At 37.7% G+C, this 21,408-nt stretch carries 29 protein-coding genes; 24 read left to right on the top strand and 5 right to left on the bottom strand.

Translation table 11 applies throughout. The features are described 5' to 3' along the window. The first annotated feature begins 159 nt into the window (after nucleotides 1–159). Nucleotides 160–960, top strand: coding sequence for a rhomboid family intramembrane serine protease (locus FJA49_RS08305; RefSeq protein WP_140000507.1), 801 nt, complete (start codon nucleotides 160–162; stop codon nucleotides 958–960). Here the strand turns inward: FJA49_RS08305 and rlmB are convergent. From rlmB to FJA49_RS08280, 5 genes are all read right to left on the bottom strand, one after another. After that, on the bottom strand, nucleotides 957–1,691 hold the full coding sequence (gene rlmB / locus FJA49_RS08300; protein ID WP_140000506.1) for a 23S rRNA (guanosine(2251)-2'-O)-methyltransferase RlmB: 735 nt from the start codon (nucleotides 1,689–1,691) through the stop codon (nucleotides 957–959). The genes FJA49_RS08305 and rlmB overlap by 4 nt on opposite strands. Nucleotides 1,692–1,773: 82 nt before the next feature. Beyond that, nucleotides 1,774–2,682, bottom strand: coding sequence for a DUF1735 domain-containing protein (locus tag FJA49_RS08295; protein ID WP_140000505.1), 909 nt, complete (start codon nucleotides 2,680–2,682; stop codon nucleotides 1,774–1,776). A gap of 13 nt (nucleotides 2,683–2,695) precedes the next feature. Continuing rightward, on the bottom strand, nucleotides 2,696–4,171 hold the full coding sequence (locus FJA49_RS08290) for a SusD/RagB family nutrient-binding outer membrane lipoprotein (RefSeq protein WP_158629467.1): 1,476 nt from the start codon (nucleotides 4,169–4,171) through the stop codon (nucleotides 2,696–2,698). 11 nt (nucleotides 4,172–4,182) lie between these two features. Beyond that, nucleotides 4,183–7,266: a SusC/RagA family TonB-linked outer membrane protein gene (locus FJA49_RS08285; protein ID WP_140000503.1), complete on the bottom strand. Its 3,084-nt coding sequence runs from the start codon at nucleotides 7,264–7,266 to the stop codon at nucleotides 4,183–4,185. A gap of 108 nt (nucleotides 7,267–7,374) precedes the next feature. Beyond that, entirely contained in the window at nucleotides 7,375–9,042 is a 1,668-nt protein-coding gene (locus FJA49_RS08280; RefSeq protein WP_140000502.1) for a BamA/TamA family outer membrane protein, read from the bottom strand. 271 nt (nucleotides 9,043–9,313) lie between these two features. Between FJA49_RS08280 and rpsL the strand changes: the two genes are divergently transcribed. The 23 genes from rpsL to rpmD all read left to right on the top strand — a co-directional run bounded on the left by rpsL (nucleotide 9,314) and on the right by rpmD (nucleotide 21,398). Further along, the gene (gene rpsL / locus FJA49_RS08275; RefSeq protein ID WP_007136570.1) at nucleotides 9,314–9,697 is read left to right on the top strand and encodes a 30S ribosomal protein S12; all 384 of its coding nucleotides are present in this window, start codon (nucleotides 9,314–9,316) and stop codon (nucleotides 9,695–9,697) included. Between the two features lie 91 nt (nucleotides 9,698–9,788). Beyond that, nucleotides 9,789–10,265 carry a 30S ribosomal protein S7 gene (rpsG, locus tag FJA49_RS08270; protein ID WP_121376831.1) on the top strand — a complete coding sequence of 159 codons (477 nt, stop codon included), beginning with the start codon at nucleotides 9,789–9,791 and terminating at the stop codon, nucleotides 10,263–10,265. A 10-nt stretch (nucleotides 10,266–10,275) separates the two neighbouring features. Beyond that, nucleotides 10,276–12,432, top strand: a complete 2,157-nt coding sequence (gene fusA / locus FJA49_RS08265) for an elongation factor G (protein ID WP_140000501.1) — start codon at nucleotides 10,276–10,278, stop codon at nucleotides 12,430–12,432. A 12-nt stretch (nucleotides 12,433–12,444) separates the two neighbouring features. Then, on the top strand, nucleotides 12,445–12,750 hold the full coding sequence (rpsJ, locus tag FJA49_RS08260; protein ID WP_056068841.1) for a 30S ribosomal protein S10: 306 nt from the start codon (nucleotides 12,445–12,447) through the stop codon (nucleotides 12,748–12,750). A gap of 153 nt (nucleotides 12,751–12,903) precedes the next feature. Continuing rightward, a complete protein-coding gene (gene rplC, locus FJA49_RS08255) occupies nucleotides 12,904–13,521 on the top strand; it encodes a 50S ribosomal protein L3 (RefSeq protein WP_140000500.1) in 618 nt (205 codons plus the stop codon). Next, the gene (rplD, locus tag FJA49_RS08250; RefSeq protein WP_140000499.1) at nucleotides 13,521–14,150 is read left to right on the top strand and encodes a 50S ribosomal protein L4; all 630 of its coding nucleotides are present in this window, start codon (nucleotides 13,521–13,523) and stop codon (nucleotides 14,148–14,150) included. Before rplC ends, rplD begins: the two co-directional genes overlap by 1 nt. A 6-nt stretch (nucleotides 14,151–14,156) precedes the next feature. Further along, on the top strand, nucleotides 14,157–14,447 hold the full coding sequence (gene rplW, locus FJA49_RS08245; protein WP_121376827.1) for a 50S ribosomal protein L23: 291 nt from the start codon (nucleotides 14,157–14,159) through the stop codon (nucleotides 14,445–14,447). Between the two features lie 16 nt (nucleotides 14,448–14,463). Beyond that, the gene (rplB, locus tag FJA49_RS08240; protein WP_140000498.1) at nucleotides 14,464–15,288 is read left to right on the top strand and encodes a 50S ribosomal protein L2; all 825 of its coding nucleotides are present in this window, start codon (nucleotides 14,464–14,466) and stop codon (nucleotides 15,286–15,288) included. Nucleotides 15,289–15,294: 6 nt separating this feature from the next. Further along, the gene (rpsS, locus tag FJA49_RS08235; protein ID WP_014085019.1) at nucleotides 15,295–15,573 is read left to right on the top strand and encodes a 30S ribosomal protein S19; all 279 of its coding nucleotides are present in this window, start codon (nucleotides 15,295–15,297) and stop codon (nucleotides 15,571–15,573) included. Nucleotides 15,574–15,581: 8 nt separating this feature from the next. Beyond that, nucleotides 15,582–15,992: a 50S ribosomal protein L22 gene (gene rplV, locus FJA49_RS08230; protein WP_056068831.1), complete on the top strand. Its 411-nt coding sequence runs from the start codon at nucleotides 15,582–15,584 to the stop codon at nucleotides 15,990–15,992. Between the two features lie 4 nt (nucleotides 15,993–15,996). After that, nucleotides 15,997–16,743, top strand: a complete 747-nt coding sequence (rpsC, locus tag FJA49_RS08225; RefSeq protein ID WP_056068830.1) for a 30S ribosomal protein S3 — start codon at nucleotides 15,997–15,999, stop codon at nucleotides 16,741–16,743. 19 nt (nucleotides 16,744–16,762) lie between these two features. After that, nucleotides 16,763–17,188 carry a 50S ribosomal protein L16 gene (gene rplP, locus FJA49_RS08220; RefSeq protein ID WP_056068828.1) on the top strand — a complete coding sequence of 142 codons (426 nt, stop codon included), beginning with the start codon at nucleotides 16,763–16,765 and terminating at the stop codon, nucleotides 17,186–17,188. 12 nt (nucleotides 17,189–17,200) lie between these two features. Next, nucleotides 17,201–17,392 carry a 50S ribosomal protein L29 gene (gene rpmC, locus FJA49_RS08215; protein ID WP_140000497.1) on the top strand — a complete coding sequence of 64 codons (192 nt, stop codon included), beginning with the start codon at nucleotides 17,201–17,203 and terminating at the stop codon, nucleotides 17,390–17,392. 17 nt (nucleotides 17,393–17,409) lie between these two features. Next, nucleotides 17,410–17,667 carry a 30S ribosomal protein S17 gene (gene rpsQ / locus FJA49_RS08210; RefSeq protein ID WP_026710306.1) on the top strand — a complete coding sequence of 86 codons (258 nt, stop codon included), beginning with the start codon at nucleotides 17,410–17,412 and terminating at the stop codon, nucleotides 17,665–17,667. 2 nt (nucleotides 17,668–17,669) lie between these two features. Next, nucleotides 17,670–18,038, top strand: coding sequence for a 50S ribosomal protein L14 (gene rplN / locus FJA49_RS08205; protein WP_007803649.1), 369 nt, complete (start codon nucleotides 17,670–17,672; stop codon nucleotides 18,036–18,038). Nucleotides 18,039–18,049: 11 nt separating this feature from the next. Continuing rightward, nucleotides 18,050–18,364 (top strand): 50S ribosomal protein L24, encoded by a 315-nt coding sequence (rplX, locus tag FJA49_RS08200; protein WP_140000496.1) that lies wholly within the window; start codon nucleotides 18,050–18,052, stop codon nucleotides 18,362–18,364. 2 nt (nucleotides 18,365–18,366) lie between these two features. Then, entirely contained in the window at nucleotides 18,367–18,918 is a 552-nt protein-coding gene (gene rplE / locus FJA49_RS08195) for a 50S ribosomal protein L5 (RefSeq protein ID WP_140000495.1), read from the top strand. Nucleotides 18,919–18,921: 3 nt separating this feature from the next. After that, nucleotides 18,922–19,191, top strand: a complete 270-nt coding sequence (gene rpsN / locus FJA49_RS08190) for a 30S ribosomal protein S14 (RefSeq protein ID WP_014085011.1) — start codon at nucleotides 18,922–18,924, stop codon at nucleotides 19,189–19,191. A gap of 155 nt (nucleotides 19,192–19,346) precedes the next feature. Further along, nucleotides 19,347–19,745: a 30S ribosomal protein S8 gene (rpsH, locus tag FJA49_RS08185; protein WP_140000494.1), complete on the top strand. Its 399-nt coding sequence runs from the start codon at nucleotides 19,347–19,349 to the stop codon at nucleotides 19,743–19,745. Between the two features lie 19 nt (nucleotides 19,746–19,764). Further along, nucleotides 19,765–20,307 carry a 50S ribosomal protein L6 gene (gene rplF / locus FJA49_RS08180; protein WP_140000493.1) on the top strand — a complete coding sequence of 181 codons (543 nt, stop codon included), beginning with the start codon at nucleotides 19,765–19,767 and terminating at the stop codon, nucleotides 20,305–20,307. A gap of 12 nt (nucleotides 20,308–20,319) precedes the next feature. Then, complete coding sequence (gene rplR, locus FJA49_RS08175; protein ID WP_056068815.1) at nucleotides 20,320–20,673, top strand: 50S ribosomal protein L18; 354 nt, start codon at nucleotides 20,320–20,322, stop codon at nucleotides 20,671–20,673. Nucleotides 20,674–20,679: 6 nt separating this feature from the next. Beyond that, on the top strand, nucleotides 20,680–21,204 hold the full coding sequence (gene rpsE / locus FJA49_RS08170; protein ID WP_056068813.1) for a 30S ribosomal protein S5: 525 nt from the start codon (nucleotides 20,680–20,682) through the stop codon (nucleotides 21,202–21,204). 11 nt (nucleotides 21,205–21,215) lie between these two features. Then, nucleotides 21,216–21,398 carry a 50S ribosomal protein L30 gene (gene rpmD / locus FJA49_RS08165; RefSeq protein WP_008464315.1) on the top strand — a complete coding sequence of 61 codons (183 nt, stop codon included), beginning with the start codon at nucleotides 21,216–21,218 and terminating at the stop codon, nucleotides 21,396–21,398. The last annotated feature ends 10 nt before the right edge of the window (nucleotides 21,399–21,408 follow it).

The raw sequence follows: 21,408 nt of genomic DNA, 5'->3' as shown, positions 1-21,408 counted from the left end.
ATGCAACACAGCATAAACTTTTGTGAAATTTCTAAAGAGCGATCTTATTTGTCTGATAGGGTAAAAAGGGCTCATTTATTTTGAATGCTGACAAAATAGCACGAAAATAAAATTGGATAAGTTTTTGACAGTTTTTGGTAAAAAAAATCCTAAAAAGCAATGGACGATAAAAATTTGAAATTCTCTCCCTCAGTTTTGGCCTGGCCATTGTTTTCCGTAGTTCTTTTGTGGATCGTTTTTTGGGCCGAAGTTCGCTTTAAGCTCAATCTTACAGAATATGGAATTTATCCCCGAACCTTCTCTGGATTAAGAGGTATTTTATTTAGCCCGTTTCTACATGGCGACATCCAGCATCTTTATAATAATTCGATTCCGCTGTTTCTTTTGATTGCTGCGATGCGTTTTTTTTATAGGAAGCAGACATTAGCAGTGTTAGGATATGGAATATTACTTTCTGGTTTCCTGACTTGGGTTATTGGTAGGGAATCCTATCATATTGGAGCCAGCGGCTTGATTTATGTTTTGGTGAGTTTTATCTTTTTTAAAGGAATCCAAACCAAATATTACAGACTGATTGCCCTATCATTAACCATTATATTGATGTATGGAGGTATGATATGGTATGTTTTTCCAGATGTACAAGAAGGAATTTCTTGGGAAGGCCATTTGGCAGGTCTTATAACAGGTTATGTCTTTTCATTAGCGATAAAAACTCCAGAATACCAAAAGCCGATTATATATGATTGGGAACGACCAGATTTCAATCCTGAAGAAGATATGTTCATGAGGCATTTTGATGAAAATGGCAACTTCCAAAATCTACCAAAGCCTGAAGACGATGCTGAAATCAGGGAGGAAGAATTTTTCAGGTCCAATTATAATGTCTTTTATACAATTGTCCGTGATAATTCAGAAGATAATCAGGAAGGTGAAACAGATACTGTCGAAAAGAATAGTTAACTTCTCTGTCTTACTGTTTCATAAAGAAAAGCACCACAAGCAACAGATACATTTAAAGAAGCAATAGTACCAAACATTGGTAACTTAGCTTTTTCATCCACAATTTTTAGAACAGAAGGATTGACACCACGATCTTCAGAACCCATAATAATAGCTATAGGCTCATTAAGCGATAGGTCGTAAATATTCTGGTCTGTTTTTTCTGTAGCAGCAATAGTTTTTATGCCTGATCCTTGAAGATGGAAAATGGCATCCTTAATATGTTCTACCTTACAGATGGGTACATTGAAAACGGCACCTGCTGAAGTTTTTACAGTATCGCCATTAACGGGAGCAGCTCCTTGTTTTTGAATGATAATTCCATTGACACCAGTACATTCTGCTGTTCTGATGATGGCTCCGAAATTTCGGGCATCGGATATTTGATCCAAGATAAGGAAAAGAGGAGTTTTGCCGCTATCCATCACCGTTTCGACAAGTGTTTCAAGATTATGAAAAGAAACCGGCGCAATAGTAGCTACGGCACCCTGGTGGTTATTCGGTGTCAGTTTGTTCAGCTTTTCTACAGGCACATAGGAGAAATTTACACTAGCACGTTTCATGACTTTCATTAAGTCTTTCATCAATTCGCCTTGCGCATCTTTCTGTATGAATACTTTGTCTATTTCTTTCCCAGCCTGTATAGCCTCGATAATCGCTCTGATTCCGAAAATTTGATGTCCTTTTTCCATGGTGGCAAAGATAGGATAAAGTTATAGAGAAATAAAATAAGGCCGGCGAATTCAATCTGCCGGCCTTTAAATATTTTTTTGATTAGTTTGTCTGGAAGATATCCGGCCAATCAACACCGCCTTCTCTGGTCAGGGTGACAGTACCGCCATCGCCAAAGGTGTTTCTCCAGGTAAAGACCATAACAGGTCCTGTAACACTGACAATATTATAGGTGAAAACATCCGAATACTGATCTGAACCGCTGAAAAGAAATTCACGACATACCCAAGTAAAAAAAGCACCATCTGGTCCAACAGCAGGGTCGTCTTCATAGACAGCTTCATACAATCCGAATGAAGCATCATCAAGGCTATACTTTCCTGGCTCAGCTTCAGTCCAGGTTACTGAACCGCTGATAGTGCCGGCAATTCCAGTTCCGGTACCGTTTCCAGTTCCGTCGCCATATTGCATTGAAGTCTGAGTATAGGTATGTGTTCCTGATAAATCATCCGTAATCGGGCATAATGGTTTTAAATTGATTATGACAGTACCGGTAGATTCTTTTGTAGAAACTCCTATCGGGAAATTTCCTGTTGCAGCAGTCAGTTTTAGCGCAATAGTCAATGGAACTTCCAATTCCGGATCCAAAGAAGAAGGAATTATCAATATAGGAAAAGTTGCTTCAGTATCTCCGGCAGGAAACGTAAAAGTTCCATTATTTAAAATAGTAAAGTTGGTGCCTTCAACAGCGGTTGTCTTATCCTCATCCACTTCATAGGTAACAACAATGTCTGATGGAGTTGCAGAACCGTTACCGCCCACTATGCGGGCAGGAACCTGAAATTCAACTTGATCCAATCCGATATCAAATGTGCCGTCAACTGTACCCGACGGGAAGTCGACAATTTTTGTTCCGGCGCCATAGTCTGTTACATCATCATCTACAAGGCAAGATGAAAACAGGGCCAATATGATCGCAATAGCTGCGAATTTGAATTTAAAATTTTTCATGTTTCATATTTTATTAGTTATCCCAAAAAATAGGTGATGTGAAAGCGTCATCTGTTGTCTGGTTAGGAACATTTGCAGAATTCGCCACATATTCTGAGTTAGGATACATTAATCGGATTGGGCGTTGCGGCCTGCTGGCAATTAATGATATAGGAAGACTGGATGGGAATCCGGTTCTTGTATATTCGATCCAAGATTCAGCACCATTTATGCTATTCAAGGCAATCCATTTTTGTGTTATGATCGCTTCAATTTCATTTCCTGATGAAGCTGCCCATCCTACAAGGTTAGTGGCCTGTGAATAATAAGTGCTAGCTTGAGCAGCTGTAAGACCCAAAGTTTCATAAGAAGCCTGAATTCCGGATTCGTACAGACCCTGAGCACTTCCTGCTATATAACCTCTTGCGACAGCTTCGGCCTGAAGTAAATAGCTTTCAGCAGCGGTTAGTATATAGGCATCTTGGATAAAGTTTTTAAGAACTCCGCTTCCTAATCCAGAATAAGGTACAACAACGGTTCCTTGTTCGTCAGGAGCGCCCTGATTTATACCGGCAAAACCTCCACCTGGAATAGGAGCATAGATTTTCTCCAGCCTTGTGTCGTTCGTGTTTGTAAGGTAATCAACAGTATACTGTGTTCCTTTTAAAGATCTATTGTCGTCTGTTGGGCTTCCGGATAATGTTGTTCCGAAAGTTTCAAAAAACGGATTCATTTTTCCGGTACTTGCAAGGTAGCCTGGATTGTTTGTCACATTTTCAGTTATGAAACCACTGCCTTCGTTGATAATATCATCGAATTTGTCTGCAATATAGGATTGTTTTGAAGGCATTCCGGATTGACGGATCAGGATTCTCATCTTTATTGTATTGGCAAATTTCACCCATTCGTCCATGTCTCCGTGAAGCATAATGTCATTTCTGCCCGGATTTAATGCTGAAGCAGGAGCGTTTTTGATAAGATCGATTGCGGCATCTAATTGCACAATCAGGTCATCATATACAACTTCCGCATTATCGTAAGCAGGAGTCAGTTCCAAATCACGTTGCAATGCCTCTGAATAAGGAATGTTTCCATATAAGTCTACAAGATATTGAAAATAGAAAGCTTTCATTATTTTGGCAATTCCCTGATAATTTTCATAATCTTCCAAAGGTGTCTTTTCGATCTTATGGAAGTTCGCTAACGTTAGATACAGGTCATCCCAAACATCATCATAAAATGTACTGTTCACGGTGTACTGCATTTCGTCTTGGTAGGCGATATATTCTTCGATATTGTTCGCCCAGTTATAGACCATAAAGTTGCCCACCTGATTCATGTTAACATTCAGTTTAGCAGCTCCAGAATTTTGAGCACTGGCCAGTAGTAATTCCGGCTTTACATTCGTAGGATTGTTCGGGTCCTCATTGATGTCCAGATAATCACTACATGAAGCCAGTAAGAAAAAAGAAGCAACTAATAAAGAGCTTTTTTTGAATATATTTTTCATCATTTTTTTGATTAGAAAGTTAATGTTACATTGAAACCGTAGCTTCTTGTTGGTGGGATCTCATTTACTGTTCCTACACCGACAGCATTTCCTGTAGTAAATCCAAATTCAGGATCTGTGTATCGGTTTGATTTTGGAAGGATCATGAATACGTTACGTGCATTTGCTCCAATGGTTATACCTTCAAAAGGAGAATGCTCTAATGCTTTTTTAGAGAACGAATAGCTAAGCGCTATTTCACGGCATTTGAATGCTGTAGCGTCAACTACGTAATTTTCAGAGATTTTACTATAAACTGAATCCCAGAAAGGTTGACCTCCACTTGATGTTGGAATGCTTGTGTTTTGAGTGTATACGCCCGGTGCACTTTGGTAGGATGAGTTAGGGAATACAAACGGCAATCTTCCTGATTGGGCACTTTGCACTGAAGATCCTGTGAAGTCAAGCATTTCTCCTATCTCATTATAAAACACATGTCCGGTTCTGTAATCAAAAACGGCAGAAAGTCTAAATCCTTTATAATCAAAGTTGGTTGTAAGACCTACGATGTAATCAGGAGTTGTTTTTCCTAAATTTTTCAAGGCTGATGACTGTATAGGGTTACCTGTTGCCTGATCGATAATTACCCTGCCTTGGTCATCTCTTTGGTAAGCTGTTCCTTTAATGATAGGATATTCTTCTCCAACAACAGCATAAACTCCTGCAGTTGAAAAACCACCTAATGAAAGCTCATTTACTCCAGGGAGTAAGCTCTTAACTTCCGTTTTAGGAGCACTGTAGCTAACTCTAAAATCCCACTGAAAATCTTCAGTCTGGATTGGCACAAATCCTAAGTCCAATTCAAATCCTTTGGTCTGTAATTCTCCGGCATTTAGCAAAGCTCTTGTCGCTCCAGATGAAGAAGATGCGGCAGCATTGATAATCTGGTCGGTAGAGTTTGAAATGTAGTAACTTGCATCTAACGAGATTCTTTTGTTGAAGAATTCCAGATTCAGGTCAAATTCTTTGGATGTTGTAAACTCGGGCTTTAATCCTGCTAAAGCAACTGTGCTGCTCAAATTAAATGATGTTAGGTCGCCATAAGGGAAACCTACAGATCTAATATAAGTGTTTTGATTGGCATAGGCAGAAGTTGAGTTCCCCACTTTGGTGTAACTCGCTGTTACTTTTGCAAAATTCAAAACGTTTCCTTTTAATTCTGGGAAAGCAGATGTTGGAATAAATGAAACACCATAACTAGGGTAGAAGAAGGAGTTGTTTTCCTTGATCAGAGCAGAAGACCAGTCGTTTCTTCCTGTAACATTTAGGAATAAAAAGTCTTTGTAGCCTAGTTCAGCACTTCCATATAGCCCAATGCTTCTTAATCGGGAATTGAACTCAACTCCACGAAGCTCACCGGTTCTGGTCGAAACATTGTAAAGTCCTTCGATAACCAAGTTATCACCACGGATTCCCATTTCTTTTGTTCTGATGTCTCTGATGTTGTTACCCAAAATGATTTTGGCGGTAATGTCATCAGTAATATTAAAATCAAAATTAAACATCAAGTCGCTATTGATTCTTCTCTCGAAATTTGAACCGTCAGAAACACCTTGGTTTAAATCCTGACGACCACTGCCGTCTGTGAAAACATGGCCATTATTGGTATGTTTGAAGTCGGAACTCAATACACTCACACCACCTCGGTATAAAATGTTGAACCAGTCGTTTATTTTATAGCCTAAATCAACCGACCCTTGGAATCTTTCTGAAGAAGAAATGCGTCGTGAGTTTTTTATGATCCAATAAGGGTTATAGGCATAATTGGTAAAATAATCCTGCAAATCTCCTTGCGAATAAACGCTTAAAGGAACGTTGATAGGAGTCTGTAAAAGCTGACTGTAAATGCTTCGCCCGGATACAGTGTCTGAAAAGAACTCGGATTCATCGTCAGAACCTGTTAAGCTTCCTGCAATGTCTGTCTTGTCAGTAAAATACGAAACATTACCTGCAACCGACCAATTTCCAGAAGTTTTGCTTGTGTTTAATCGGAAGGTGTTTTTGTGGTAAACATCACCAGGAATAATTCCTTCTGTTTTTACATCTTGTGCGGAGAAGAACAAACTACTCGTTTCATCTCCTTGTGATATAGAGAAGCCATTTTGTTTTGTAGTTCCTACATTAAAAAAGTCTTTGATATTGTTTTTTCTCGCTATATAGCTAAATTCTCTGATAGAACCGTCAGGCAATTCTGCACCTACCTGTACCAGTGATCCATCTAATGGTGCTCCCCAGTTGGTGTTTTCAACCGGATCAAGTTCTCCTGCCCAACCTTGACCAAATCTGGTTTGTCTGTCTGGAATGAATTGGATTTTTTCAAAAGTTATGGTCGAATTGTATTGCAATGTCATCTTGCCGTTTCGTCCTTTTTTAGTGGTAATCATGATCGCTCCATTAGAACCTGCAGAACCGTATAAGGCGGCAGCATTAGCACCTTTTAGAATAGTTGTGGTTTCGATGTCATTCGGGTTCAATTCACTTAAAGTGTTTAGTGCAGATGGTACACCGTCAATTACGATAAGAGCCTCATTGTTTCCTGAAATGGATCTAGCCCCTCTTAATACAACTCTTGTTTGTGGATTAACCCCGCTATTTATAGTGTTGATCTGCAAACCGGATACTTTTCCAACCAAGGCTGTGGCTGCATTTACAGCTTTTGCCTGGTTTAATTCGTCAGATTTTACGACCTGAGTAGAATAACTCAGCTCTTTTGGGTTTCTTTTTATTCCCAGTGCAGTCACAACAACCATTTCAAGTTGCGTAGCATCATCTGCAAGGACAATATTGAAATCGGTAGCTGTAGCCATGACTTCTTTTGAGGTCATACCCACAAAACTGAAAACTAGAATGTCGGAAGGTGAAGCTTTAATTTGAAATTTACCATCAAAGTCGGTTTGAGTACCCATTGTCGTTCCTTTGATAGTTACGCTTACCCCAGGAAGAGGCAGTTCGTTTTGGTCTTTCACTGTACCAGAAATTGTCCTTTCTTGTGCAAAAGAAATCTGCATTATTAACGCAAGTGCAAGCGTTAACAAGCCGTTTAACTTTGTTTTCATTAGATATAGGTTAGAATTAGTTAATTCAAATTTCTTAAATATTTCTTAACAAACCTATACTTTTTTTAATTTTGTTTTTAATATATTAGGGTATCTATATTATAATTGTTAAAATTTGGCTTTAAAACTAATGTGAACAATTGAATTGGAAAGTTTTATTTGCTGATCGCCCGTACTACCATTGGCATAAACAATATTAAAGAGTCCGTTTTTGGTAAGTAATCCAAATCCAAATCCGAGTCCTAAAAGATTTCCATCATTGTCTGTAGTCTTGTCCTGATAATAGCCAAAATCAATAATTGAGTGCATGTAAATTGTTGGGGCGAGGACATATCTATATTCTGTGAGTATAGAAGAATAGAGATTTGCCTGCAGGCTGTTTTCATTAAAGCCCCGTATGGAATTAATTCCGCCAAAACGGAAAAGTTCATTGGTAATATAGCTGTCGCTCTGCAGCAAGAAGTTTTGACTCCGCAGTGCTATGATGTTCTTGTCGTTTAGATAGAGGTTGTGCCGGAGATCTATGTTTGCGAAAAATTGGCTGTTTTTTGAATTTTCAGAATCTCTACTACCAACACCGGCCTTGATATTGAGTAGTGTTTTATCAGGAAATAGAAAATCATCCCTTTTAAATTTTGAGTATTCAAAGTTGGAAGTGATGAAAGAGTTATCGAAATCTCGTAAGGTTGAACTGTTGAGGTTTTGAATGTCGTTCGATTCTGTAGATTGGTATCCTATATATAGTCTTGTATTATAATTAAAGTAATAGCCAAGGTCGATGGCGGTCTGCGTGTTTTGGAAAGTGCTGTCCTGCTTGAAGATGTTTAACTGGGCTTTGATTCCTAAAGGACTCTTGAATATATAAGGTAATTCGAGATTGACATTAAAGGTCTTCTGGTCGTTACCATCGCTTTTCCAGTACAGATTAAAGCGTTCGCCTACATTTAATGAGTTCACCAGTAAAAGGTCGAGATAACCATTAATTTTCATGTCGCCCTTTTCATTATTTCCAAAACCTATGAACCCGTCAAAACGGTTGGGTTTGGATTTTTCTACATAAACATACACTTTGGTAGTGTCGTTCATGAAAAGAATTTCCGGATATTTGGTTTGGGTTACAAATTGAAATTGGTTGAAATCTTCATGGATGTTTTTAAGGCTTTGTTGGTTGAATACCTTATTGCGATAACGGCGCCTTATTTCCTTTTTGTGTCCTTCCGGGAATTTTTCATAACCGTTAATGACGATATCGTTTACCTGTCGCAGTTTTTCGGTTTCAAATTTTAGGTCGGCTAAAAGAATGTTTCTCCTTTTTTTTAGATTTATGAGTTGGAGTTTGGCTAAAGAATAGCCTTTGCGTTCCAAGGTGCCTAAAGTCGAGTTTAAGAAATTTTCAGTTTCGCTAAAAGGAAGTTTTAGAGTGTCACCTTGGTTTTCTATGATTCCCAATCGTTTCAATTCAGAATCCTTTCCTAAATAAATATGCGTAAAGCTGGTTTTGTGGCCCAGGTGAAACTTGAATAAAAAAGTACTGTCATTCTGTTTTTTATTTTCCTGTATTTCATTTTCGAGAAAACCATAGCGTTTTAGTTTTTCCGAAAGGCTGTTTGCTTCGTCAACAATGCTTTTGGCATTGCTGTGTTTTTTGGAATAGCCAATAGAATCGATTGTTTTTAAATCGCTTTGGGAATCAGACGTAATTTTTAAATGAAGTTTTTGGCTTAAGCAATTTAAGCTGAATAAAATACAGAATAAAAGAAAAAAGAATCTTTTCAAAATATCATAATTGTTAAAACGCTGCCTAGAATGTCTGGTTTTATTCCGGTATTTCTTTCGATTTATAAGAATTGGGAATAAGCTATTCGGGTTGTTGGCAAATCACAGTAAAAGTAACGCAAAAATGCAACGAATAATATATAAAAATTAAATCTAGGTTAATCTGTTTGAAAATTAATGGATTAAGGTTTGTTTAAAAAAAAATAATTATTACATTTGCAACCCCGTAAAAAAGCGGGAAATTAAATCATAATATATATTAGTATTAATTATGCCAACAATTCAACAATTAGTAAGAACTGGAAGAACCCAGATAACTAAGAAGAGTAAATCGGTTGCTTTAGATTCTTGTCCTCAAAGAAGAGGGGTTTGTACGCGTGTTTACACTACTACACCAAAAAAGCCAAACTCTGCAATGCGTAAAGTAGCGCGTGTACGTTTGACAAACGGTAATGAAGTGAATGCTTACATCCCAGGAGAAGGACACAATCTACAAGAGCACTCGATAGTATTAGTTAGGGGTGGAAGGGTAAAAGATTTACCAGGAGTTAGATACCACATCGTTCGTGGAGCGCTTGATACATCAGGTGTTGCAGGAAGAACGCAAAGAAGATCTAAGTATGGTGCAAAACGCCCAAAAGAAGCAAAAAAGTAATTTTTTAATCAGTCCAATGTCAAAGGCGGAAAGTCGAAAGAAACTTTCTTTGCGACTTTAGGCTTTAAGACTTTAGACTAAAATTCAAGACATGAGAAAAAGACAGGCCAAAAAAAGACCTCTTTTACCAGATCCAAAATTTAACGATCAGTTAGTGACGCGTTTTGTAAACAACTTAATGTGGGACGGTAAAAAATCAACTGCTTTCAAAGTATTCTATGATGCATTAGAAATCGTAGAAAACAAGAAACAAGATGCAGAAAAATCTTCATTGGAAATCTGGAAAGATGCTTTGACTAACGTTATGCCTCACGTAGAAGTACGTAGCCGTAGAGTTGGTGGTGCTACATTCCAAATCCCAATGCAAATCAGACCAGATCGTAAAATCTCTATGGCAATGAAGTGGATGATACTTTATGCTCGTAGAAGAAATGAGAAATCTATGGCTCAAAAACTAGCTTCTGAAGTTTTAGCTGCTGCTAAAGAAGAAGGTGCTGCTGTTAAAAAGAGAATGGATACTCACAAGATGGCTGAAGCAAACAAAGCATTCTCTCACTTTAGATTTTAATCCTTAAGAAATGGCTAGAGATTTAAAATATACAAGAAATATCGGAATTGCTGCTCACATTGATGCTGGTAAAACAACAACAACTGAGCGTATCCTTTTTTATACTGGAAAATCACACAAAATTGGTGAGGTGCACGATGGTGCTGCAACAATGGACTGGATGGCGCAGGAGCAGGAGCGTGGTATCACGATTACTTCAGCTGCTACGACTTGTGAGTGGAACTTCCCAACAAACCAAGGGAAACCAACTCCAGATTCAAAGCCTTACCACTTTAACATCATTGATACTCCTGGACACGTTGACTTTACTGTAGAGGTAAACCGTTCTTTGAGAGTATTGGATGGATTGGTTTTCTTATTTAGTGCTGTTGACGGTGTTGAGCCTCAATCAGAAACTAACTGGAGACTTGCTGATCAATACAGAGTTCCACGTATGGGATTCGTAAATAAAATGGACCGTCAAGGTTCTAACTTCCTTGGTGTTTGCCAACAAGTTAGAGATATGTTGAAATCCAATGCAGTAGCTATTACATTGCCTATCGGTGATGAGGCTGACTTCAAAGGAGTAGTTGACTTAGTGAAGAATCAGGCTATTGTATGGCATGATGAAACGCAAGGAGCTACTTTCGACGTTATCGATATTCCTGCTGACATGGTTGCAGAAGTTAAAGAATACAGATCAATCCTTATCGAGGCTGTAGCTGAATATGATGAAAATCTATTAGATAAGTATATGGAAGATGAGAACTCTATCACAGAGGACGAAATCAACAATGCTTTGAGAGCTGCTACAATTGATATGGCTATCATTCCTATGATTGCTGGATCTTCTTTCAAAAACAAAGGAGTTCAGTTCATGTTGGATGCTGTATGTAAATATTTGCCTTCTCCACTAGATAAAGAAGGTATCGAAGGAATTCACCCTGATGATGCTGATTTGTTAGAAGAAGATCAAGCTAAAATCTTACGTAGACCAGACGTTAAAGAGCCGTTCGCTGCTTTGGCATTTAAAATTGCTACTGACCCATTCGTAGGTCGTTTGGCTTTCTTCCGTGCTTATTCAGGACGTCTTGACGCAGGTTCTTATGTTTTGAACACACGTTCAGGAAACAAAGAAAGAATTTCTCGTATCTACCAAATGCACGCTAACAAGCAAAACCCAATCGAATTCATCGAAGCGGGAGATATTGGAGCTGCTGTTGGATTTAAAGATATCAAGACTGGAGATACATTGTGTGATGAAAAGAACCCAATCATCCTTGAGTCTATGAAATTCCCTGATCCGGTAATCGGTATCGCTATTGAGCCTAAAACTAAGGCTGACGTAGATAAAATGGGTATGGCTTTGGCTAAATTGGCTGAAGAAGATCCAACGTTTACAGTTAGAACAGATGAGGCTTCAGGTCAGACGATTATCTCTGGTATGGGTGAGCTTCACTTGGATATCTTGGTAGATAGAATGAAACGTGAATTTAAAGTAGAGGTTAACCAAGGTGAGCCTCAAGTAGAATATAAAGAAGCGTTCACAAGATCTGCTCAACATAGAGAAACGTACAAGAAACAATCTGGAGGTCGTGGTAAATTCGGTGATATCGTATTTAGAATCGAGCCTGCTGATGAAGTGGACGGTAAAGTTCCAGTTGGATTACAGTTTGTTAACGAAGTAAAAGGTGGTAACGTTCCTAAGGAATATATCCCAGCTGTTGAAAAAGGTTTCAGAGAAGCAATGAAGCAAGGTCCTTTAGCAGGATATGCGGTTGATAGCTTGAAGGTAACTTTATTAGACGGATCTTTCCACCCTGTGGATTCTGATGCTCTTTCTTTCGAATTAGCTGCGAAAATGGGTTACAAAGAGTCTGGAAAAGCTGCTGGTGCTGTTATCCTTGAGCCAATCATGAAAATCGAAGTTATCACTCCAGAAGAAAACATGGGTGATATCGTAGGTGACTTGAACCGTCGTAGAGGTCAGGTTAATGACATGGGTGACAGAAATGGAGCTAAGACGATTAAGGCTGATGTGCCTTTATCAGAAATGTTCGGTTATGTTACAACATTGAGAACATTGTCATCAGGTAGAGCTACTTCAACAATGGAGTTCTCTCACTATGCTGAAACGCCTTCTAATATTTCAGAAGCGGTAATCAAAAAAGCAAAAGGTAACGCTTAATTCTAAAGAAAAATGAGTCAAAAAATCAGAATAAAACTAAAGTCTTACGATCACAATTTGGTAGACAAATCTGCTGAGAAGATTGTAAAAACTGTAAAAAGTACAGGTGCAGTTGTAACAGGACCAATTCCGTTGCCAACTCACAAAAAGATTTTTACTGTGTTGCGTTCTCCGCACGTTAACAAAAAATCTAGAGAGCAATTTGAAGTAATGTCATACAAAAGATTGTTAGACATTTATTCTTCTTCATCAAAAACAATCGATGCTCTAATGAAATTGGAGCTTCCAAGTGGAGTTGAAGTAGAGATCAAAGTATAAGTATCTCATAAAGAAAATAACACATTATTTAGGCGAAAAAATATTTTTAGGATAAATCGCAAAATAGTTTTACTTTTGCGCCTCCAAAAATAGGATTCGTTTAAATAATGTGTTCTATTGTTTTGTATTTTAATAATTAATAATTAATATTTTATGTCTGGGTTAATTGGTAGAAAAATCGGCATGACCAGTATTTTCGATGAAAACGGGAAAAATATTCCTTGTACAGTAATCGAAGCTGGACCATGTGTTGTTACCCAAGTCAGAACCAATGAGGTTGACGGGTATGAAGCGTTGCAACTTGGTTTCGATGACAAAAATGAGAAACATTCCACAAAAGCTGATCTAGGTCACTTTAAAAAAGCTGGAACTGTAGCTAAGAAAAAAGTCGTTGAATTCAAGTACTTCGAAGAAGAACACAAACTAGGTGATGTACTCACTGTAGACCTTTTTGTAGAAGGCGAGTTTGTAGATGTACAAGGTGTATCAAAAGGTAAAGGTTTCCAAGGTGTTGTTAAGCGTCACGGTTTTGGTGGTGTTGGACAAGCTACACATGGTCAGCACAACCGTTTGAGAGCGCCAGGATCAGTAGGTGCTTCTTCTTATCCTTCTAGAGTATTCAAAGGAATGCGTATGGCGGGTAGAATGGGAACTGATAATGTAACGGTTCAAAACTTAAGAGTTTTGAAAGTAGTTGCTGAAAAGAACCTACTTTTAGTAAAAGGATGTGTTCCAGGACACAATAACTCTTATGTAATCATTCAGAAGTAATGGAAGTAAAAGTTTTAAATATCACCGGAAAAGAAACTGGCAGAACGATTACTCTTTCTGATTCAGTATTCGCAATTGAGCCAAATAATCACGCGGTATACCTTGATGTTAAGCAATATCTTGCTAATCAAAGACAAGGAACTCACAAAGCTAAAGAAAGAGCTGAAGTTACTGGAAGTACACGTAAGATTAAAAAGCAAAAAGGAACTGGTACAGCTCGTGCTGGTAGCGTTAAAAACCCTTTGTTTAAAGGTGGAGGTACAGTTTTCGGACCTAGACCAAGAAGTTATTCATTCAAATTGAATAAAAACTTGAAGCGTTTGGCAAGAAAATCTGCTTTCTCAATCAAAGCAAAAGAGTCAAATATTATCGTAATAGAAGACTTCAATTTTGAAGTACCAAACACTAAAAATTTCATTAACGTTTTGAAAGCTTTAGGGTTAGAGAATAAAAAATCTTTATTTGTGTTGGGAGAGTCGAATAAAAATGTATATTTGTCCTCACGCAATTTAAAGGCGTCTAGCGTTGTAACTAATTCAGAATTAAGCACTTACGCTATTTTGAATGCAAACAATTTAGTGCTTTTAGAAGGGTCTTTGGAAGGAATTGAAGAAAATTTAAGCAAATAATAGGCCATGAGTATCATAATTAAACCTATAATTACTGAGAAAATTACCAAAGATGGTGAGGTTTTCAATCGCTTTGGATTCATCGTTGACAAAAGAGCAAACAAAATTCAAATTAAGAATGCTATCGAGGCAGCTTACGGAATTACTGTTGTTGAAGTGAACACAATGAACTACAGAGCTGATAGATCTACTAAATATACTAAAAGTGGTATCATCAACGGAAAGACAAATGCTTACAAAAAAGCAATTGTTCAAGTACAAGAAGGAGAAACGATAGATTTTTATAATAATATCTAATAAATAAGGCAGAAACATGTCAGTTAGAAAATTAAAACCTATTACCCCGGGTCAGCGTTTTAGAGTTGTTAATGGTTTTGACGCCATTACAACTGATAAGCCGGAGCGCTCTTTGTTAGCACCGATAAAAAACTCAGGAGGTAGAAATAGTCAAGGAAAGATGACCATGCGTTATACGGGTGGTGGTCACAAGCAACGTTATCGTGTTGTTGATTTCAAAAGAACAAAAGACGGGATTCCGGCTACTGTGAAATCAATTGAATACGATCCAAATCGTACTGCTTTTATCGCTTTGTTAGCTTATGCTGATGGAGCAAAAACTTATATTATCGCTCAAAACGGATTGCAAGTAGGTCAGAAAGTAGTTTCTGGTGCTGATGCATCTCCTGAAATCGGTAATACATTGCCTTTGAGCAAAATTCCTTTGGGAACTGTTATTTCTTGCATTGAGTTGCGTCCTGGTCAAGGAGCTGTAATTGCTCGTTCAGCAGGAACTTTCGCTCAACTTATGGCAAGAGATGGAAAATATGCAACAATTAAAATGCCATCAGGAGAAACAAGATTAATCTTGTTGACTTGTTCGGCTACAATTGGAGCAGTATCTAATTCTGATCATCAATTAGTAGTATCTGGTAAAGCAGGTAGATCTAGATGGTTAGGTAGAAGACCTAGAACAAGACCAGTTGCGATGAACCCTGTTGATCACCCAATGGGTGGTGGTGAAGGACGTTCTTCAGGAGGACACCCACGTTCAAGAAAAGGGTTACCTGCTAAAGGTTACAGAACGCGTTCTAAGCAAAATCCGAGTAACAAGTATATCGTAGAACGTAGAAAGAAATAATAAGATATGGCACGTTCATTAAAAAAAGGACCTTTTGTTCACTATAAGTTAGATAAGAAAGTTCAAGAAAACATTGAAAAAGGTAATAAAGGAGTTGTAAAGACTTGGTCTAGAGCTTCTATGATTACTCCAGATTTTGTTGGACAGACTATCGCAGTTCACAACGGTCGTCAGTTTGTACCGGTTTATGTTACAGAAAACATGGTAGGTCATAAATTAGGAGAATTTTCACCAACAAGATCTTTTAGAGGTCACGCTGGAGCAAAAAATAAAGGTAAAAAATAAGAAGAGCAATGGGAGTTCGTAAAAGAGAAAGAGCTGAAGGCATCAAAGAGGCTAATAAGCAAGTTGCCTTCGCAAAATTGAATAACTGCCCTACTTCACCTAGAAAAATGCGCTTAGTAGCAGATCTAGTAAGAGGTCAGAAAGTGGAAAGAGCTTTGAATATTTTAAGATTCAGCTCTAAAGAAGCTTCAAGAAAGTTAGAGAAACTTTTGTTGTCTGCAATCAATAACTGGGAGCAGAAAAACAGCGAAGGTAACGTAGCTGAAGCAGGCTTAATTGTTAAAGAGATCAGAGTAGATGGTGGTATGATGTTGAAAAGACTTCGTCCAGCTCCACAAGGTCGTGCACACAGAATTAGAAAACGTTCTAATCACGTAACTATCGTGTTGGGACAATTAGATAACACACAAAGCAATTAATAAGATGGGACAAAAGACAAATCCAATTGGAAACAGACTTGGGATCATCAGAGGATGGGATTCAAACTGGTATGGTGGAAATGATTACGGTGATAAACTTGCCGAAGATCACAAAATCAGAAAGTATATCCACGCTCGTTTATCAAAAGCTAGTGTATCAAAAGTAATCATCGAGAGAACTTTGAAACTTGTAACCGTTACTATCACTACTGCTAGACCAGGTATCATTATCGGGAAAGGTGGCCAAGAGGTAGACAAGTTGAAAGAGGAGCTTAAGAAAATTACTGACAAAGAGGTTCAAATCAACATCTTTGAAATTAAAAGACCGGAGCTTGATGCTTACTTAGTGGCTACAAGTATCGCTCGTCAAATCGAGAGTCGTATTTCATACAGAAGAGCTATTAAAATGGCTATTGCGGCTGCAATGCGTATGAACGCTGAAGGTGTGAAAGTTATGATTTCAGGTCGTTTGAATGGTGCTGAAATGGCACGTTCAGAAATGTTCAAAGAAGGTAGAATTCCTCTATCAACTTTCAGAGCTGACATTGATTATGCACTTGCTGAAGCTCATACTACTTATGGTAGAATGGGAATTAAAGTGTGGATCATGAAAGGTGAGGTTTACGGTAAGAGAGATTTGTCTCCACTAGTTGGAATGGACAAAAAACAAGCCGGTAGCGGAAAAGGCGGAGATGCCCCTCGTGGTAAATCTGACAGACCAGGCAAATCAAACCCACGTAAAAGAAAGTAAATTTTTAAATTAAAGAAAAATGTTACAGCCTAAAAGAACAAAATACCGCAAGGTACAGAAGGGTAGAATGAAAGGTAACTCTCAAAGAGGGCACGAACTTTCTAACGGAATGTTTGGTATTAAATCTGTTCATGAAACTGGAATGTTCCTTACTTCTCGTCAAATCGAAGCTGCACGTATCGCTGCAACTCGTTACATGAAAAGAGAAGGACAATTATGGATTAAAATATTTCCAGATAAACCAATCACAAAGAAGCCACTAGAAGTACGTATGGGTAAAGGTAAAGGTGCAGTTGAATATTGGGCTGCCGTTGTTAAACCCGGAAGAATTATGTTTGAGGTAGGTGGTGTGCCTTTGTCAGTTGCAAAAGAAGCTTTGCGTCTTGCAGCACAAAAACTTCCTGTGAAAACTAAGTTTGTCGTAGCTAGAGATTTCGAAGCATAATCAATTTTTATTATGAAACAATCAGAAATTAAAGATCTGTCTGTAGCTGAGTTACAAGAGAAACTTAGTCAACTAAGAAAGACATATGCCGACCTAAAAAATGCTCACGCAATTTCTCCAATTGAAAATCCACTTCAAATTAGAGGTTTGAGAAGATCAGTTGCAAGAATCGCTACAGAGTTAAGCAAAAGAGAGTTACAGTAATTGTATTCTGCTAAAAGATGGAAAAAAGAAATTTAAGAAAAGAGAGAATAGGTGTTGTTACTAGCAACAAAATGGAGAAATCTATTGTTGTTTCTGAAACAAAAAAAGTAAAACACCCGTTATACGGTAAGTTCGTGTTGAAAACTAAGAAATATGTAGCACACGACGAAACAAACGACTGTAACATTGGAGATACTGTAAGAATTAGCGAAACGCGTCCTTTAAGTAAATCAAAATGTTGGAGACTAGTTGAAATCATTGAAAGAGCTAAATAATTATGGTACAACAAGAATCAAGACTAAAAGTAGCAGATAACACAGGAGCTAAAGAAGTTTTAACTATCCGTGTTTTAGGAGGTACCAAAAGAAGGTATGCCTCTGTTGGTGACAAGATTGTAGTATCTATCAAAGATGCAACTCCAAACGGAAACGTGAAAAAAGGAGCTGTTTCAACTGCAGTTGTTGTACGTACCAAAAAAGAAGTGAGAAGAGCTGATGGTTCTTATATCCGTTTCGATGACAATGCATGTGTTCTTTTGAACGCTGCAGGAGAAATGAGAGGAACTCGTGTTTTTGGTCCAGTAGCAAGAGAACTTCGTGAAAAACAATTCATGAAGATTGTATCATTAGCACCAGAAGTGCTTTAATTATTTACAAGATGATAAAGCTAAAAATCAAATCAGGAGATACAGTAAGAGTTATCGCTGGCGACCATAAAGGTGCTGAAGGTAAAGTTCTACGTGTAGATCGTGAAAAAAATAAAGCGATTGTTGAAGGTGTAAACATGGTTTCAAAACACACGAAGCCAAGTGCAAAAAACCCTCAAGGTGGTATCGTTAAGAAAGAAGCTCCTATTCATATCTCAAACATTTCTCTTATAGACCCTAAGACAAAAAAGGCTACAAGAACAGGTGTGAAAGTAGAAGGAGATAAGAAAGTAAGATTTTCAAAAAAATCTAATCAAGTATTATAGTGATGGCTTATATACCTAGACTTAAACAAGAATATAAGGACAGAGTTATCTCTGCTCTTAAGGAAGAATTTGGTTACAAGAATGTAATGCAAGTTCCTAAATTGGAAAAAATCGTTTTGAGCCGCGGAGTTGGAGCTGCTGTGTCTGATAAAAAACTTATCGATTATGCAGTAGATGAGTTGACAAAAATTACTGGTCAAAAAGCAGTGTCAACTATTTCTAAAAAAGACGTAGCGTCATTCAAATTGAGAAAAGGAATGCCGATTGGTGCAAAAGTTACTTTGCGTGGCGAAAGAATGTATGAATTCTTAGACAGATTGATTACATCTTCATTGCCTCGAGTAAGAGACTTCGGTGGAATCAAAGCTACTGGTTTTGATGGAAGAGGAAATTACAACCTAGGAGTTTTGGAGCAAATCATTTTCCCAGAAATTGATATCGATAAAGTGAACAAAATCTCTGGTATGGACATTACCTTTGTAACATCTGCAAAAACAGATAAAGAAGCGAAGTCATTATTAGCAGAATTAGGATTACCTTTTAAAAAGAATTAAGTTATGGCTAAAGAATCAATGAAAGCCCGTGAGGTAAAAAGAGAAAAAACGGTAGCGAAGTATGCTGAAAAAAGAAAAGCTTTATTAGAAGCTGGAGATTATGAAGGCCTACAAAAATTACCGAAAAATGCTTCTCCTGTTCGTTTGCACAACCGTTGCAAATTGACTGGAAGACCTAGAGGGTATATGCGTCAATTCGGTATTTCACGTGTAACTTTCCGTGAAATGGCTAACCAAGGATTGATACCAGGAGTTAAAAAAGCCAGCTGGTAAAATCAAAAATTTTGTTTTCTCGACAGATAGTTGTAAGTTTGCCGGATTTTTGCCGCGAACGGGCAACTATCTGTTGATTAATTTGTAAGTTTTTTAATGGTTTCAGGTTCTACCGGAGAGTCCGGGATGAATACCAAAACCGCAATTTTAATTATATGTATACAGATCCTATTGCGGATTATTTGACAAGAGTTAGAAACGCTGTGGCTGCAAACCACAAAGTCGTTGAAATTCCTGCTTCTAATCTTAAAAAAGAAATCACAAAGATTTTATTCGATCAGGGATATATCTTGAGCTACAAGTTTGAGGACAACTCTGTACAGGGTACAATCAAAATCGCTTTGAAGTACGATAAAGAGACTAAAGAGCCAGTTATCAAAGATATCCAAAGAATTAGTAAACCAGGTTTGCGTAAATATGCAGGTGCTGCTAAACTTCCAAGAATCCTTAACGGATTAGGTATTGCTATTGTTTCTACATCAAGAGGTTTGATGACAGGAAAACAAGCTAAGCAATTAAACATTGGTGGAGAAGTAATCTGCTACGTATACTAATTTTAAAACGACTTATACGATGTCAAGAATAGGAAAAAATCCAATCGCAATCCCAGCTGGAGTAACTGTAGAAGTTGCTGAAGGGGTGGTTACGGTAAAAGGAAAATTAGGTCAGCTTACTCAGGAATATTCTAATGTTACTGTAAAAGTTGAAGAAGGTCAAGTTCAGGTTGAGAGATCATCTGATCTGAAAGAAGAGAGAGCAAAGCACGGATTATACAGATCATTGATCAGTAACATGATTGTTGGTGTATCTGAAGGATTCACAAAAGAATTAGAATTGGTTGGAGTAGGTTACAGAGCTTCTAATCAAGGACAAAAACTTGATTTGGCTCTTGGATTTTCACACAATATCGTTTTAGATATCGCTCCAGAAGTAAAATTGGAGACAGTTTCTGAAAAAGGTAAGAACCCAATCGTAAAATTAACATCTTTCGATAAACAACTTGTAGGACAGGTAGCTGCGAAAATCAGAAGTTTCCGTAAGCCAGAACCTTACAAAGGAAAAGGAGTTAAGTTTGTTGGTGAAGTATTAAGAAGAAAAGCAGGTAAATCAGCTTAAAAATAAAAGATTATGTCATTAACAAAATCTGAAAGAAGACAGAGAATTAAATTCAGAATCAGAAAAATCGTAAGCGGTACTGCTGCTAAACCAAGACTTTCTGTATTCAGAAGTAATAAAGAAATCTATGCACAGCTCATAGACGATGTAAATGGTGTTACTTTATTGGCTGCTTCCTCTAGAGAGAAAGAAGTAGATACTAAAGGTACAAACGTAGAAGTTGCAGCAGCAGTTGGAAAACTTGTTGCAGAAAAAGCGTTGAAAGCCGGAATTGAAACCGTTACCTTTGATAGAGGCGGATATCTATATCACGGTCGTATTAAATCATTAGCAGAAGGCGCTAGAGCGGCTGGACTTAAATTCTAAGAAATTATGTATCATAAATACAAAAACGTAGAGTTAGTAAAACCAAGTGGACTTGAATTAAAGGATCGTTTGGTGAGTGTGAACCGTGTAACTAAAGTTACAAAAGGTGGTAGAGCTTTTGGTTTTTCTGCAATTGTAGTTGTAGGTGACGAGAACGGTGTAGTTGGACATGGACTTGGAAAATCTAAAGATGTTTCTGAAGCTATTGCTAAAGCAGTAGAAGATGCAAAGAAAAATCTTGTGAAAATTCCATTGAGCAGCAAAACTGTTCCTCATGAGCAAAAAGGTAAATTTGGTGGAGCGCGTGTATTCTTAATGCCTGCATCTCACGGTACAGGAGTTATCGCTGGTGGAGCTGTTCGTTCGGTTCTTGAATCAGTTGGTATTCACGACGTATTATCAAAATCTCAAGGTTCTTCAAACCCTCATAACGTAGTAAAAGCAACTTTTGATGCTTTATTGCAAATGAGAAGCGCTTATACTGTTGCAAAACAGAGAGGTGTTTCTTTGGAGAAAGTTTTTAAAGGTTAATTCAAGGAAAAATGGCAAAATTATTAGTAAAACAAGTTAGAAGCAAAATCAACTGTCCTCTATCTCAGAAAAGAGGTCTTGAAGCTTTAGGTCTTCGTAAAATAGGACAAGTTGTGGAGCATGAGTCAAATCCTGCTATCCTTGGGATGATAAACAAAGTAAAACACTTAGTTTCTGTTGAAGAAGCTAAATAACAAATTATAG

The sequence above is a fragment of the Flavobacterium microcysteis genome (assembly GCF_006385255.1).
Lineage (GTDB): Bacteria > Bacteroidota > Bacteroidia > Flavobacteriales > Flavobacteriaceae > Flavobacterium > Flavobacterium microcysteis.
This window is presented reverse-complemented; position numbering and strand designations above follow the sequence as displayed.

Bases quoted from the DNA above. Each gene is read 5' to 3' on its own strand.
- rplP (WP_056068828.1), top strand. From the start codon at position 16,763: ATGTTACAGCCTAAAAGAACAAAATACCGCAAGGTACAGAAGGGTAGA.
- rpsH (WP_140000494.1), top strand. From the start codon at position 19,347: ATGTATACAGATCCTATTGCGGATTATTTGACAAGAGTTAGAAACGCT.
- rpsN (WP_014085011.1), top strand. From the start codon at position 18,922: ATGGCTAAAGAATCAATGAAAGCCCGTGAGGTAAAAAGAGAAAAAACG.
- rplE (WP_140000495.1), top strand. From the start codon at position 18,367: ATGGCTTATATACCTAGACTTAAACAAGAATATAAGGACAGAGTTATC.
- rpsC (WP_056068830.1), top strand. From the start codon at position 15,997: ATGGGACAAAAGACAAATCCAATTGGAAACAGACTTGGGATCATCAGA.
- FJA49_RS08295 (WP_140000505.1), bottom strand. From the start codon at position 2,682: ATGAAAAATTTTAAATTCAAATTCGCAGCTATTGCGATCATATTGGCC.
- FJA49_RS08290 (WP_158629467.1), bottom strand. From the start codon at position 4,171: ATGAAAAATATATTCAAAAAAAGCTCTTTATTAGTTGCTTCTTTTTTC.
- fusA (WP_140000501.1), top strand. From the start codon at position 10,276: ATGGCTAGAGATTTAAAATATACAAGAAATATCGGAATTGCTGCTCAC.
- rplX (WP_140000496.1), top strand. From the start codon at position 18,050: ATGATAAAGCTAAAAATCAAATCAGGAGATACAGTAAGAGTTATCGCT.
- rplF (WP_140000493.1), top strand. From the start codon at position 19,765: ATGTCAAGAATAGGAAAAAATCCAATCGCAATCCCAGCTGGAGTAACT.
- rpsS (WP_014085019.1), top strand. From the start codon at position 15,295: ATGGCACGTTCATTAAAAAAAGGACCTTTTGTTCACTATAAGTTAGAT.
- rplB (WP_140000498.1), top strand. From the start codon at position 14,464: ATGTCAGTTAGAAAATTAAAACCTATTACCCCGGGTCAGCGTTTTAGA.
- FJA49_RS08285 (WP_140000503.1), bottom strand. From the start codon at position 7,266: ATGAAAACAAAGTTAAACGGCTTGTTAACGCTTGCACTTGCGTTAATA.
- rpsQ (WP_026710306.1), top strand. From the start codon at position 17,410: ATGGAAAAAAGAAATTTAAGAAAAGAGAGAATAGGTGTTGTTACTAGC.
- rplN (WP_007803649.1), top strand. From the start codon at position 17,670: ATGGTACAACAAGAATCAAGACTAAAAGTAGCAGATAACACAGGAGCT.
- rpmD (WP_008464315.1), top strand. From the start codon at position 21,216: ATGGCAAAATTATTAGTAAAACAAGTTAGAAGCAAAATCAACTGTCCT.
- rpsJ (WP_056068841.1), top strand. From the start codon at position 12,445: ATGAGTCAAAAAATCAGAATAAAACTAAAGTCTTACGATCACAATTTG.
- rpmC (WP_140000497.1), top strand. From the start codon at position 17,201: ATGAAACAATCAGAAATTAAAGATCTGTCTGTAGCTGAGTTACAAGAG.
- rpsG (WP_121376831.1), top strand. From the start codon at position 9,789: ATGAGAAAAAGACAGGCCAAAAAAAGACCTCTTTTACCAGATCCAAAA.
- FJA49_RS08305 (WP_140000507.1), top strand. From the start codon at position 160: ATGGACGATAAAAATTTGAAATTCTCTCCCTCAGTTTTGGCCTGGCCA.
- rlmB (WP_140000506.1), bottom strand. From the start codon at position 1,691: ATGGAAAAAGGACATCAAATTTTCGGAATCAGAGCGATTATCGAGGCT.
- rplW (WP_121376827.1), top strand. From the start codon at position 14,157: ATGAGTATCATAATTAAACCTATAATTACTGAGAAAATTACCAAAGAT.
- rplR (WP_056068815.1), top strand. From the start codon at position 20,320: ATGTCATTAACAAAATCTGAAAGAAGACAGAGAATTAAATTCAGAATC.
- rplC (WP_140000500.1), top strand. From the start codon at position 12,904: ATGTCTGGGTTAATTGGTAGAAAAATCGGCATGACCAGTATTTTCGAT.
- rpsL (WP_007136570.1), top strand. From the start codon at position 9,314: ATGCCAACAATTCAACAATTAGTAAGAACTGGAAGAACCCAGATAACT.
- rplV (WP_056068831.1), top strand. From the start codon at position 15,582: ATGGGAGTTCGTAAAAGAGAAAGAGCTGAAGGCATCAAAGAGGCTAAT.
- rplD (WP_140000499.1), top strand. From the start codon at position 13,521: ATGGAAGTAAAAGTTTTAAATATCACCGGAAAAGAAACTGGCAGAACG.
- rpsE (WP_056068813.1), top strand. From the start codon at position 20,680: ATGTATCATAAATACAAAAACGTAGAGTTAGTAAAACCAAGTGGACTT.